General features: G+C 56.5%; 13 protein-coding genes. 5 read left to right on the top strand and 8 right to left on the bottom strand.

Going from position 1 to position 12,890, the window contains the following annotated elements:
- Positions 1 to 19 precede the first annotated feature (19 nt).
- A complete protein-coding gene (locus OLTU_RS12385) occupies positions 20 to 637 on the bottom strand; it encodes a glycosyltransferase family protein (protein ID WP_141733074.1) in 618 nt (205 codons plus the stop codon).
- Positions 637 to 2,058, bottom strand: a complete 1,422-nt coding sequence (locus OLTU_RS12390) for an oligosaccharide flippase family protein (RefSeq protein ID WP_141733075.1) — start codon at positions 2,056 to 2,058, stop codon at positions 637 to 639. Before OLTU_RS12390 ends, OLTU_RS12385 begins: the two co-directional genes overlap by 1 nt.
- 53 nt (positions 2,059 to 2,111) lie before the next feature.
- Between OLTU_RS12390 and OLTU_RS12395 the strand changes: the two genes are divergently transcribed.
- On the top strand, positions 2,112 to 2,588 hold the full coding sequence (locus OLTU_RS12395; RefSeq protein ID WP_141733076.1) for a hypothetical protein: 477 nt from the start codon (positions 2,112 to 2,114) through the stop codon (positions 2,586 to 2,588).
- Between the two features lie 156 nt (positions 2,589 to 2,744).
- Here the strand turns inward: OLTU_RS12395 and OLTU_RS12400 are convergent, their stop codons facing one another.
- Positions 2,745 to 4,154: a hypothetical protein gene (locus OLTU_RS12400; RefSeq protein ID WP_141733077.1), complete on the bottom strand. Its 1,410-nt coding sequence runs from the start codon at positions 4,152 to 4,154 to the stop codon at positions 2,745 to 2,747.
- A gap of 226 nt (positions 4,155 to 4,380) precedes the next feature.
- Here OLTU_RS12400 and OLTU_RS12405 point away from each other — a divergent pair, with 226 nt between their 5' ends.
- Entirely contained in the window at positions 4,381 to 5,007 is a 627-nt protein-coding gene (locus tag OLTU_RS12405; RefSeq protein ID WP_141733078.1) for a hypothetical protein, read from the top strand.
- Here the strand turns inward: OLTU_RS12405 and OLTU_RS12410 are convergent.
- Together OLTU_RS12410 and OLTU_RS12415 are read right to left on the bottom strand one after the other, a co-directional pair.
- Complete coding sequence (locus OLTU_RS12410) at positions 5,004 to 6,611, bottom strand: M20/M25/M40 family metallo-hydrolase (RefSeq protein ID WP_141733079.1); 1,608 nt, start codon at positions 6,609 to 6,611, stop codon at positions 5,004 to 5,006. The two genes, OLTU_RS12405 and OLTU_RS12410, sit on opposite strands and share 4 nt — an antisense overlap.
- Complete coding sequence (locus tag OLTU_RS12415; protein WP_218110002.1) at positions 6,608 to 6,790, bottom strand: hypothetical protein; 183 nt, start codon at positions 6,788 to 6,790, stop codon at positions 6,608 to 6,610. Before OLTU_RS12415 ends, OLTU_RS12410 begins: the two co-directional genes overlap by 4 nt.
- 115 nt (positions 6,791 to 6,905) lie before the next feature.
- On the opposite strand from OLTU_RS12415, the gene OLTU_RS12420 reads away from it, so the two are divergent.
- The 3 genes from OLTU_RS12420 to OLTU_RS12430 all read left to right on the top strand — a co-directional run bounded on the left by OLTU_RS12420 (position 6,906) and on the right by OLTU_RS12430 (position 9,926).
- Positions 6,906 to 7,433: a hypothetical protein gene (locus OLTU_RS12420; RefSeq protein WP_141733081.1), complete on the top strand. Its 528-nt coding sequence runs from the start codon at positions 6,906 to 6,908 to the stop codon at positions 7,431 to 7,433.
- Between the two features lie 165 nt (positions 7,434 to 7,598).
- Positions 7,599 to 8,285, top strand: coding sequence for a leucine-rich repeat domain-containing protein (locus OLTU_RS12425; RefSeq protein WP_141733082.1), 687 nt, complete (start codon positions 7,599 to 7,601; stop codon positions 8,283 to 8,285).
- Between the two features lie 3 nt (positions 8,286 to 8,288).
- Entirely contained in the window at positions 8,289 to 9,926 is a 1,638-nt protein-coding gene (locus OLTU_RS12430) for a tetratricopeptide repeat protein (protein WP_141733083.1), read from the top strand.
- Here OLTU_RS12430 and OLTU_RS12435 read toward each other — a convergent pair.
- The 3 genes from OLTU_RS12435 to cmoA all read right to left on the bottom strand — a co-directional run bounded on the left by OLTU_RS12435 (position 9,923) and on the right by cmoA (position 12,815).
- Positions 9,923 to 11,014: a D-alanine--D-alanine ligase family protein gene (locus OLTU_RS12435; RefSeq protein ID WP_141733084.1), complete on the bottom strand. Its 1,092-nt coding sequence runs from the start codon at positions 11,012 to 11,014 to the stop codon at positions 9,923 to 9,925. The two genes, OLTU_RS12430 and OLTU_RS12435, sit on opposite strands and share 4 nt — an antisense overlap.
- A 68-nt stretch (positions 11,015 to 11,082) precedes the next feature.
- The gene (gene cmoB / locus OLTU_RS12440; RefSeq protein ID WP_141733085.1) at positions 11,083 to 12,051 is read right to left on the bottom strand and encodes a tRNA 5-methoxyuridine(34)/uridine 5-oxyacetic acid(34) synthase CmoB; all 969 of its coding nucleotides are present in this window, start codon (positions 12,049 to 12,051) and stop codon (positions 11,083 to 11,085) included.
- On the bottom strand, positions 12,048 to 12,815 hold the full coding sequence (gene cmoA / locus OLTU_RS12445) for a carboxy-S-adenosyl-L-methionine synthase CmoA (protein ID WP_176736557.1): 768 nt from the start codon (positions 12,813 to 12,815) through the stop codon (positions 12,048 to 12,050). Before cmoA ends, cmoB begins: the two co-directional genes overlap by 4 nt.
- Positions 12,816 to 12,890: the final 75 nt, after the last annotated feature.

Below are 12,890 nucleotides of genomic sequence, written 5' to 3' on the forward strand. Positions count from 1 at the left end.
ACAGAAGCGAGTGACATCATCAGCGGCTTTTTACCCCTGGCGGCAAAAATCGGCGCCGGATAAGGGTCCAAAGACTCTGCACGGTTTCCCAGGGCGCCAGGTCCAGTCCGGAGCCGATATGCTGGACCTGAATGCCCTTTTCCGTGATGACACCGGCGGACTGGATGCGCTGTTGGAAATCCTGCAGGGCCAGCTGTGCCGGCAATGCCGGGTCCCAGCCGCCCAAAGAGCGCGCCATGTCCACTTCAATCAGGCAGCCGCAAACCGGCCTGCGTAAAAGGTTCGGCGTCTCGGCGGCATCCTCAAAACGATAGAGTCTCGTCGGAGATGAGGCCTTTTGGCTCCAATGCAGGAGCTGCTCACCGGAAATCAGAGTTCTGGTCTCGGTGATCCAGAGCCATGAATAATTTTCCTCGTGAGCAAGATGGAGCGCGCGATTCAAGGCCGTGCCGAGCGACACGTTCTGACGAAAGGGAGCATAGTGCAAACGTGGATCCGCGAGGGACGCATAGGCTTCGCCCTGGGACCGTCGATCAATCACAAAAACCCGGGGCACGACCTGGGCATAAGCTCGGGCGTGATCCAGGTTCGCTTGATCTCCATCCTGCCAAAGCAGGCTGAGGGCCACCTTTTGCATCAGATTCGTCCTCGCCAGGCGCGGGCTATCTTGGGGTGATTCAAAACCCAAGCCACCTTTTGTCGATTCAAAAGAGCCAGACAACTTAAGTAAATGAGACCACCGACGATCAGATTGAGAATGATTCCTTGCAGCACGATCCCATATAAAGCTATGGCCATGCAAGCACCAGGTGCAAGAGTTCTTAAAATAGGTGACCAGGGAAGGGATCCCGTGAGCGATCGGGCCGCGTTCACCACCAGACCTGCGGCAAGGCCCTTGCTCGCGACCACCGCCCAGGCCATGGCCGGCCAGCCGTAAGGTGTCCGCAGGGCCCAGGCGAGTAGAGGACCCAGGACCAATCCAGGTATTAAACAAAGAAAAAGCCGCCAGGGTTCGCCCTTAAGCTGCAGAACCTGAAGACCGTAGACCGTGATAAAAACCTGAGCGAAGATGCTGAGACAGAGCCAGCTGAAAATTCCGCGTGCGGCGGGTGCCTCATGCGTAAACAGAAGGCGCATCGCTTCGGTTTCCACAAAGGGAGCACCAAACACAATGGGTGTGGCGATGGCCAGCATGCACCAGAGGCTCAGCGTGGTGTGTCGGGCCAGGGAATCTCGATCCTGGACCTGCACCATTTCTGCAGAAAAAGCCGCCACCACCGAAGACCCGAGTGCGGCCAGGCTTTGCACGACCTTGGCTGGACCGGCATAAGCTCCGGCTGCTTCCAAACCAAACCAGCGTTCCATTAAAAATAAATCAAAACGATCGTAGGTCACGAGCAGCAGACTGATTCCAGCAAAAGGCAGGGCCGCGCGCACGAGGCCCGGCAGCGTTCGCGCCTGCACCTCGGACCAGCCCAGTCGTGTCCAGGCGAAGTAGGCCGTGGCCAAAGCCATCAGGACATGCGGAGCGAGCTGAAGCAGAATAAAAAGCTCCTGGTCCTTGGGAGCCCGGACCCAAAGAAAAATGGCAACAAGGCTCATGAGGCGCAGGACGACGCTGAACGCAGAAAAATAAGCCACTTTCTGTCGGGCGAGGGCCAGCCACGAGGCATCCAGGACTGTCCCGGTCAGCAGGAGAACGAGCAGCATGAAATAGTCCTGCAGGGGATGCCCGGCATGCTGCCAAAGGTTGAAGACGGAGATGCCCAAAAGAACGAGGAGCATCTGCACGATTTTCAAAACGGTGATCGGCGCGAGCAGGCGAGCCGAGTCGTGGCCGCGACTGATCGCAGCCACGGCATAGTTTGCATAGCCAAAGGCCACCAGCGGCTGCATGATTTCCAGCCAGGCGATGCCGAACTGTGCGGATCCAAAGGCGGCGAGACCCAGGTATTTCTGGGCATGATAAAGAATCAGCAAGGGCGAAACCTTGTTCAGCCCTTCCATCAGGAGACCGGATGCAATGCCGAAGACAAGCCGACGACGATGTATGGACATCAGACCCCCTGATCAGATAGTGTGGGGCAGGACTCTGCTGGAGGACACGCCTTATGCAAGCACATCAAGCCTCACATTGGGATGATACCCTGTCCATTCTGCAAACGGAACTCAAGGGAGCCGTGACGCGGGATGATGTTGAGCTTTGGAAAAAAAGTCTTTATGAGGAATTGGATCGTATTCCGGATGGCCGCCTGTTTCGGCTGCTCCTGGATCTCAATGGTTTTGAGCCCGTGGACATGGAAGCGCATAAGGCCATGCGCCTTGTGATTCCTGAAATCCTTATGAACCACGGCATGCGCCCGGCTGTTGCCGATCTTTTCGATGATCCTGGGGAACTGCACATCACCATGCTGCGCAACCGACGCTGCTTTGCCTTTGCCAATGTGCATCATGATGAGAACAAAATGAGTCTGTACGAAATCAGGATTGGTCGTTCCGATCAGAAGTTTTTTACCAACTCGAAACAGGCCCGCCAGTGGCTGATTCAGCAACCGGTGCCGCTGCCCGGCATGACTGAGGTTCCTTGAGGAAAGGCCCCCGGCGCGGGGGGCCGGAAGCTTAGAGGGTGTTGAAAAGGCCCCTCAGGCAAGGCGCGAGTGAGGCGAGCACCGGAGTGTACACGCTGGTACATGAGGAGCGGAGCTGACCGAGCAACGCAGAATGAGGGGCCTTTTCAACCCCTCTTAGAAGAAAAAGCGCATGCCCAGCTTGTCGTCATAGCTGACGCCAGGGTTGGTCGTGAAGTCACTGAAGAGCACACCATCCTTCACCATTTGTTCGGTGAGCACGGTGCCATTCACATTAACCTGTCCTGTTTCCAGACCATCAGCCAGCACAACCGAGCCTTCCGCTTGCGTAACAGGAACACTGACACCGATGGAACCTTTGGGTTCGTCGCCCTGATATTTCAAGCTGATGTAACCACCGAAGTCTGTTTCCTCATCCCGCAGTTTCACGATCAGTTTGATCTCTTCGACGCTGGCCAGCGTATAGCCCGTGTCCGTTTTCTTTTTCCACTGGTAGCTGATACCCGTCATCTTCTCGTTCGCATCCACATCGATGCGGATAAAGAGAGCCAGGAAGCCTTTGCCTGCTGAGAAATCGGAAACAGCCACGTTCGTCCACTGATACGTCTTGTCACCGGTTTCCAGTTTATAGTCGCCAGCCTTAAGGTTGGCCGTTTCAAGAGAGAAGGTAAAAGCGTCTGCGTCCGCACCCGAGTTTGAATCGTAAGTCAATTGAAAGGCCGTGCCCGCGGTCAACACATCACCCGCAGTCATGCCTTCGCAAACATTGCCGCCATTTGTGGCGACCGGAATGTCCGTGGTAAAGGTCCAGCGGTACGTACTGGGGGCCGTCCCACCCAGATCATCCTTGGGAATTTGGGGCATGATGCCGGTTCCGGTATAGGAGAACACCACATCATCCGGATAGAAGGCATTTTTCAGATCCGTAATGGACAGGGCACTGCCCGCGGCGGTCTGGGCGGTAAAGCGGTTATGGAAATCGATGCGATAGGATTTGCCTTCCACGGCATCGATCTTGCTGTTGTTATCAATATCGGGATTGCTGTAGCGCCGCGAAACATCATCGAGCGCTCCCATCGTGGCGGCGGCGCTGGCTGACATTTTGATGGCTGCAAGAAAGTCCGCTGCGGCCATATCCATGGCAGCCGTGTCGGCTGAAACATCGACGGTGCCCATCGCGATGGACTCGGCATCTTCACCGGCGCTCAGGGTATCCAGCGTTTCCGACTGAAAGCTGGAAACGATCATCTCGTTACCGGTTTTGCTGTCATCCACATAGTTCAGGACCCAGGGCTGCTCCTTGCCGATCGCCAGCTCGAAGTTTCCTTCGGCATCGACTTCCGCAACAGCCGTTTCACCTGTCTCCACATTGAGCGCCACCACGTGAGAAACATCGCCACCTTCCAAACGCAGGGTTTGCAACGCCAAAGTCCCGGTGACGGCAACAGCGTCCGGATCAATGGTCTGGGTGGATGGGGTGGTGGATTCATCCTCTGACTTCTTGCCGCAAGCAACGACGGAACCAAGCAGTAGCAGGCTGATTATTTGTGTCTGGTAAAATTTCATGGCAGCTCCCAGGCTCTTTCGAAAATTATGCAGAAGGTTCGGCAGGCTGCTCAAAAAGTCAAATCAGGGAGAAAAAACCCGCGTCAAGACGCGGGTTTAGCGTAAAAGTCCGAGTTGACGATAATCCGCCGGGAGCGCACGGAAACGTCCACGCGGCAGGATTTGCCTATCAAGCTTTCCCCCAGGGTGTCGATGGAGGGACACATGATGAAGGAGGATGCAATTGATGAAACGCTGGCTCCTGGCCCTGCTATTTCTGGGAATGATGGAACCTTTGGCCCAGGCCGAATCGCTGACCGCCGAGATCGCGCTTTTCTATATGAATGACAGCGGCGTGCGGAGTCTGACGGATAACAACGACGAGCCCTATACGCTGAAGACGAAGACCAATTATACGTTCACGGCCCTTGGCTTCTGCTATCGCATGGACTGGTTCTGCATCGGTCTGAAGTATCTGCAGGGCGGTGTCGAAACCCGTGCGAGCAATTCGACCAGCAGCACCTCGGTCACCAGCACGGAAACGTTCAGCGGTCCCGGCGTGACCCTGGGGGCCTCCGTGAACGAATGGGTGGCGCATGCCACGTTCCTCATCGGGGGGCAGAAACGCGTCAACGACAAGGTGGACAACGGCTTCAGCAGCTCGACCACTGGTGTGAAGTATCCGGCCAGTTCAGCGACACTTTTGGATCTGGGCTATGGCTTCCAGGTCGGCAGTGTCCGCGTGGGACCTTTGCTCAGCGTCCTGCACATGGACTACAAAAAGCGGATTTATAACGGCACCACCGAATCCTTGCCATCCAAGGAATCGGATGATTTTATCATGCCGCACTTTGCGCTTTGGGTCGACTTTTAAGGGGCTTTCAAAGTGAAGTGCCGCCAGGCAATCAGCTCGTCGTTGGCATCATAGGCCAGTACCCGCCACTTTTGATCCGCTGCCCAGGTCACAGCTGTGGAACTGTAAAAAAACTTGCGCGCGGGACCGCTCGTGTCCTCGCCCAGCGCCGCCCGCTCCTGCAGGCAGTGGGGATTCACGCCCTCATCAATCGGACAGAATTCGACGGTGGTTGTTTCCAGTGGAGCGCTGACCGTCACATACAGTTGATTGTCGAGATTCTGAATGGCGAGATGGAGTCCCTGTCGCTTTTCCTCGGGCAAAAGATCTTTTTTCAAAGCCTCATAAGCGCCCGCCACCGACTGCAAACCACCCTGATGAATGGAAAAAAGCAGAGCCAGTTGCGTGATGCGACGCAGGAGAAGCCCGTCATCGAAATGCGCCCGGGTATCATTTGGACTATGAATATAGGGATTATGGTCCACCGGATCCTCGAAGGGGAAGAGGGTGGGATAGCCTTGATCATAGAAGGCCTTATGATCGGACGAGGAACCCCGGGGCAAAAAGCCGAGCTTATAGATCGGGCCCATGTAGTTCCGCATCCACTCGATCGCCTGCCGCCTGAGATCGCGGCTGGTGTAGTCCTGCAGAAGATGAATCACACCACTGTTCCCGGGCACGCTGTAGTAAGCCATATCAATTTGAAACATGCCGGCCACTTTTTTGCCGGCAGCCACGTAGCGCGCGGCGATTTCCTTGCTCCCGACCAGGCCCGCTTCCTCGGCGGCATAGGCATGCAGTTCAATGGAACGATCGAACGTCAGCTGACCCGCTTCGATGATGCGCAGAACTTCGGTGAGCGCGGCCACGCCTGAGGCATCATCATCAGCCCCGGGAGCATCCGCCGCGGAACCGCGTGACACGATGCTATCGAGATGCGCGCCGATGATCAAAGTTTCCTCGGGTTTGGTGAGACCTTCAAGGCGCGCGACCAGGGATTTTTGGTTGCTGAGACTCTGCGTTTCCTCGGTTATGGTCCAGCGTGGCGTCAGAATCTGCGCCTCCCAGATCTGCCGCACGGTGGTGTGGGCGCTTTCCCCCTGAGGATGCCGGAAATGCCGCGAGGGCAGGGCTGTCAGGGTATCGATGGTTTGATCCATGGCCGGCAGGGAAACTGTATCGATCAGGGTTTTGGACTCTTCAAAGACCGCTCGCCCGCCATAGATCGGCGCATAAATCTGCGTGCTGGTCGCGAGGGAGGCATTCGCCCGCACAAATTCAATGCTGCCACAGAGCCCTGTGCTTTCATGAGCCCAGGCGGCAAGCGCCTGCAAGCGCTCCACGGAATCGAGCGGCACCGCGTAGTAATTCAAATCCAGGCTCTGGGGCAGGGGCGCCAGCGCATAGCCTTGGGGCAGAAGGCGTTCCAGGCTTGGGGCTGGACGCGCCTTGAGCACGGCATAGCCGAGTTTCGGCGCCGCGGCCGGATGCGGACGCCTCAGCTGCATCATGCCATCGGTCCAGATGAGGTCCCGGGCGGCGGAATGTTTCGGCTCCAGACGCAGGGGCCTCTGGGCTGCTGCCAGGGTCGGCAGCAGGAGGAAAATCGTCAGGAGACTCTTCATGGGGTAATGTCCTCGATCTTGAGGGCGTTGTCCTGCCAGTCCCCTTCACCGTCCCAACCGTCGGGAATGAAAAGAGATGCATCGGGCGTGGCGATGTCCTTGGAACTGTTCGACAGACGCCCGCAACGACCCAGTGCCAGGGCCATGATCACAAAAAACAGAATCCAAAAGCTTTTCATGGCATATCGCATGGATGGGTGGCTCCGTTAAAAACACTGGAATTCCTGGGATATTGTAGCAGATCCATCAATTGATTGCCGATCCGACCGATAGCAGGAGGGGAGGCGGACTGTGATGAAACTTACCATAACCGATATTTTGTGTGGATGGTTGCTGAGCGCGATGCTGCCTGGCTGCGGGAGTCTCACGACGGATCATCTTTTGTCCGTGGACATGTATGGGGTCAGCAAATCGCCGGAAGGGGCAACCGGAACCCGGGATCCCAAGTTTCAAAGCTATCAGCTGGTGAAAGTGGATATCATCAGCGAGGATGGGGCCAGCTCGACTAATCTGTTTGATGGCGAAGAGGAAAAAATCTTTCGCATCGTCGATCGCGAGCAGTTGATCTATTCGAAAAAGATCGATGAGCTGGTGGGTAATTCCTATGGCAGCATTGAACTGACCTTTGCCCCTGAGATTACCGGAGGTGATTCCGAAGACACGCCTCTGACTTTTACCATGAGCAATCCCACCCTGACCCTGGCCCAGCCTTTTGCCATTGAGAAGGCCAAGAACATCAATGTTCATATCAAAATGAACTGGGGTTATACCCTGTCGGATGAGGCGATGACCGAACCCGAGTATGTTCTCACCATGGATTGATCCACGCCATTATGTAATACAATGCAGGAAATTCCTCGCTCCCTCGTCTTTCCAAAGGGACCCAATTGCGGGTTCCAACGTTTTCTCATGCAATAATCATCAGATCTCTGGCATCTCTGCAGGAGTAAGCTGTGACCCAAGCTCCTTTGTCGAGGATATGAACCCATGCTGCCGACCACCCTGGCTCTTTATCTGGCCACTCAGATGACCCTGGCTCCTCAGCCCGTGACCGCTCCGCCCCTGGACATCGATTGCGGCACGCGGGCCGTATGGGATGCGGAAAGTCAAAACTGTCGGGCTTTGCCACCGACGCGTGAACAGTGCTGGTCCGATGGGCAGCAGCTCGACCCCCGCACCAAATCCTGTGTGCCCGTGACGTTCAGCGCCTACTGTCGCGAACATAATTGGAATTACGAGCAGGAGCACACCGTTTCACGCATCCTGAACGATCTGAATGCGCATGACTGCGAAGAAGCCGAGGACATTTTGCGGAAGAGCCGGAAGCTGACGCTGCGCAGCGCCGGTTCCTTGAAAGTCCAGGATCTGCGTCCTTTGCGGGCCTTGCCCTTCCTGGAAGAGCTCAACCTGAATGGGCATCGGGTAAGCGATCTGAGCCCTCTGCAAAAGACCCCGCGTTTGAGAAAACTGTCCTTACGCAACAATGATGTCTACGATCTGGAACCGCTTTTGAGTTTGCCACGGCTGGAAACATTGGATCTGGTCGGCAATCCGATCGATCCGAATGATCCGGTGCTCAAAAAACTGAAAAAACGGGTGAAAGTCACTCTGCACGCGCCGGTCGAAACTTCCGCCGTGGAAACAGACGATAACAATGGTTTCACTGTGGACTGACCGATGCCGGCTCCTGACAGTTGCGTGACCTTGAATCGACAGAAACTTCTGGACGAGGTCAATCGTCGCCATATTAAACGTGAACTCCTTGCTGAGGAAATCGGTGTCACGCCGCGGACCTTGCGCCGCTGGCTGCATGGACAGACCACGCGCGTGCAGATGGTGCATCTGGATCAGCTCGCGCGTCAGCTCGGTTGCGCTGTTCGCGATCTGATTGCGGATCAGGAGGCCGCCGTTGAAGCCGAGGTCATGCCCGGTGTACACCCGCTTCTCCAGGAGTTGCGCCGCTATGTTTTGCATGAGGTCACGCCGCAGAATTTTGAAACGGCGACGCGTCTGGTGCAAGGCTGCGGTGCTGCCTTGCCCTTTGATATTCAAGCGGCCGCTCTTTATGAATATGCCCGCTTTGCCAGCCAGATAGGGCAGGTATCCCAGGCTCAGCGTGCGTTTGAACGGGCCGTGATGAAGGCTGATGCGGCCGGTGTTGATATCATTCGTTTTCAATCCTATCTCAGTCTCGCGCAACTGACGCGTGCGCAGTACGACGATGCCACGGAACGGGAATCCTTGTTTTTGGAACAGGCTGAACATGTGCTGGCTCGCATGGGAGCCCAGCACTGGCGGCCTTATCTCTGGCTGATGGAAGCGCGTTGTGCCCGGGATCAGGGGTTTCTGGACAAGGCCCTGGCGCTCTGTGATAACGCTCTCTGCCTTCTGGAACAGGAGCAGGGACCGCCCACGCTCGATACCATTGAAGGCCTGGATATACTTGGGTCCATTTATTACGATGTTGGCCTGCGCCGCCGGGCGCAGGACATTCTCTTCCACGCCATGTCACTGGCTGATCAGCTGCTTTATCCGGAACATCCCCTCCGCGGTCGCCTTTTGGTCCGTCAGTCGCTGATAACCGGTCTGCTGGGTCAGCTGCAGCCGTCCGTGGAGATGGCCTTCGAGGGCGTTCGTATCCTGGAGCCTGTGCTGCCTTTGGAGCATTTGGATATGACCAGAGCCTGGCATTTTCTCGGGGGTGCGCTGTGTGATCTCGGTGATTATGAGCGTGGATTGCCCGCCCTGCAGAAGACTCTCGAGGGTCACCCGGATGAGGAAGCCGGTTGTCGCTCCAATTTTTCCTTGTTTCTGCATCGCATGGGCCGCCTGGAAGAAGCAGCGGATGAGGGTAAAAAAGCGGTGGAACTTTTCACGATCAAGCGGGGCCCGGATCACCCGCTGACCGCTGCCGCTCTCGGGCGCTATGCCGGACCCTTGCAGAGCATGGGGCAATGGGAAACTGCGGAAGCCATGTTCCGGGAGGCGGCGCAGCGCCTGCATCGCGCCGATCCTTTTCATGTGCGCATCCTGGATCAGGTTCGCAATCAGGCCACCTGTCTTCTGGAGATGAATCGGACGGAGGAGGCTGTGCAGATCCTTCAGGAGAATCGCAGGATCTATTCCCAGCGTGATGAAAACCCGGCCTATCAGGGACGCTATAGTCTCCTGCAGGGCAGGGCTCTGGCGCGTCTTGCTCATCGTCGGGATGAAGCCCTGCAGTGTGCCGTGGAAGCCCGAACCCGTTTTCAGAGTCCAGGCATCGACCCCGCCCTGCGCCATGAGGCTGAGGTCCTGATTCAAACGCTCCGTTAAATGCTGCGCTTTAAACTCACCTGAATTTTCCGCCGTTCGAGTGCGGTCTCCAGCAGCCTGGAAATCAGCTCCGTACCGGTCAGGCCTTCGTGCTCCCAAAGTTTGGGATATTGGGAGATCGCCGTCATGCCAGGCAGGGTATTGGCTTCGTTGAAATAGAATTCATTCGTCGTTTTGTCGAGAAAAAGATCGATGCGGGCCAGACCATAAAGATTCAGCGCCTCGAAAATCCTGCGGCTAAGGGCGCGACCTTTTTCCGCAAGGTCGGACGCAAGTGGAGCCGGCACCAGAACTTCAGCCTTGCTGCCGCTCGAATATTTTTCTTCATAGGTGTAGAAACCGGTCGGCACACCGATTTCCCCAGGAGCGGTCAGCTTCGGAGCATAACCACCCAGGCAGGCATATTCAATCTCGCGGGCGTTGACGCCGGTTTCAATCAGCACGCGATCATCGAATTCCAGAGCATGCTGAACGGCCTTTTCCAATGCCGCTTCATTTTCCACGCGATTGATGCCGACCGAACTGCCGAGACTTGCCGGTTTGACAAACATCGGAAATTTCAGTTTGCGCCGCGCCTCCTCCAGAATGTCCGCTTTACGTTCCAGCCACTCATGCAGGCGCAAGGCCACGTAGGGAACAACAGGCACGCCGGCATATTCCACCAGCTGCTTGGCCACGACCTTGTCCATGGCGACAGACGAACCCAGGATGCCAGGTCCCACATAGGCAATACGCTGCAGATCAAAGAAGCCCTGCATCATGCCGTCCTCACCGGTGGTGCCATGCACGATTTCAAAGACCACGAGATCGCTGTTATCCGCGCCCTGGGTCCAGATTTTTTTCAGGACGGCAGCGGACTCGGCATCGGCCTTGTCATGGGCGTGAAGGGGCATTTCCGTCGGGTGGGAACGCTCCAGTTCCTGACGATTTTGAGCGTGCCAGCGGCCTTCCTTGTCGATGGCAATCGCATAGGCATCGAACTTTTGCCGATCGATGTTTTTCCAGATATAAGCGGCGCTGCGGCGGGATACTTCGTGCTCTGTGGACTGTCCACCATAGATAAGAACGGCCTTGGGTTTTTGCGGCATTGGTCAACCTCCTGATCAACAGCTCATTGTAACGAACAGTCGACCGGAGGCTCAATGGAAACCTGGGGTCAGAGCTGCACCATCACGTAAAATCGTTCCGGCGCGGGGTAGCCTTCGATGGTCCGGGTCGGATCATCAGGATGCAGAAATTCCGGCAAACTCTTCACAGGAGCCCAGTCCGTCGCCCTCTGCTCGGTAATTGAAAGAGGCGCATCATGAATCCAGGTGAGGCGCGTATAACCAGCCCGACGGATCCAGTTTTCGAGACAGCTGCGGGTGGGCAGAAACCAGACACCGCCGGCTCCTGCATAACGACCGGCAGGCGTGAGCGCCACCGATTCACGGCCGGGAATGCCCTGGCAGTCGATGAAGAGGCGTCCGCGGTGTCGCAGAGCCTTGGCCATTCTGCGCAGAAGACCCACCGGATCGGTGTGATGATAGAGAATGCCCAGGCAGAAGATGGTGTCAAAGACTCCTGGGAAAAGATCCACATGCTCGACACCGAGCATTTCAAAGTCCAGGCCTGGCGTGGGATAAAGATTTTGCAGCAGTTCAAAATTCAAGGCATGACGCGGCATGGGTTCAAAACCCAGGACCTGCTTCGCTCCGGCGGCCAGCATGCGGTACATATAATAACCGTTATTGCAGCCGATATCGGCCACCACCTCACCTTCAAGGGAACGAACGTAAGGCCAAAGACGTTCCCATTTCCAATCGGAGCGCCATTCGGCATCGATCATCTGACCACAGATGGAAAAAGGGCCCTTTTTCCAGGGAATAAAGGCTTTCAAAGCCGCTTCCAGACGCACCGCTTCCGCCGCCTTGAGATCCTGAGCCTGGCCGATGGATACCACCGGACCAGCTGCCTGATATCCGGACGCGCGCAGATCCTGCACCGAAGCGACCGCCGCCCGTTCCGGATCCCAGCGGGAATCGAGAAGGCGCGTCTGCGCGGCATCACGAGCCCGAAGAATGTTCTGCCTGAGCTCGGGATCCTGAACCAGGGACCACCAGCCGGTTTCCTCTGCAGCCCTCAAGGTCGCGGCTCCTTCTGTGCAATCAGGGTCAGAAAATTATTCCATTTCATCAGGGAATCAATCGCCTGGAAGCCAGCCAGGGTGAGGTTCTGCCGATGCTCCTGCTCCGTAAAGGGAATCAGGACCTGATCCAACGCTTCCTTTTTCCGCTCGATTTCATTGCGGCTGTAACCTTGCTCTTCTTTAAAGCGCTCGTAGATCATGGTCGTCAGTTCCTGGAACTGGGGCGTGGCCGAGCGGACCTTTTCACTGATGATCACGATTCCGCCCGGGACCAGCGCCTCGTAAATGCGGGACAGCAGAGCGAGGCGGTCGGCGACCGGCAGAAACTGGAGCGTATAGTTGATGATCACAACCGAGGCGCGGGGCAGGGGCGTCTCCCGAATGTCCTGGGCCAGCAGGGTGAGCTGATGCCGGGCCGGCAGATCAGCCAGTTTTTCCCGGGCCTTTTCAATCATGGATGCAGAAAGGTCAACCGCCAGGAATTGAGCTGGCTTTTGCAAGGTGTGCGCGACATGATGAGTGGTCGTACCCGTGGAGCAGCCGATATCGATGATGGCTGTCTGAGGGCGATAAAAATGCTGCACCCAATCCGCGGTGGCGCGAACCACATCCAGGTAGAGCGGGATGGAGCGGCGGACCATGTCATCAAATACGTGAGCCACTTCCTTGTTAAACGAGAAGGGCTTGGGATAGTTGGAGCCGGCAAAGATGTGATCATCATGGCTGACGAGTTTAATTTCCGGACGGGGTGCGGTTTCCATGGTGACAGGCCTCCTACTTAAGCTCCGCATGCGGCGGCAACTTATCACAGGGCTGGGCCCTTGCCTAGTCAGCCC

This window comes from Oligoflexus tunisiensis, from assembly GCF_001748245.1.
Lineage (GTDB): Bacteria > Bdellovibrionota_B > Oligoflexia > Oligoflexales > Oligoflexaceae > Oligoflexus > Oligoflexus tunisiensis.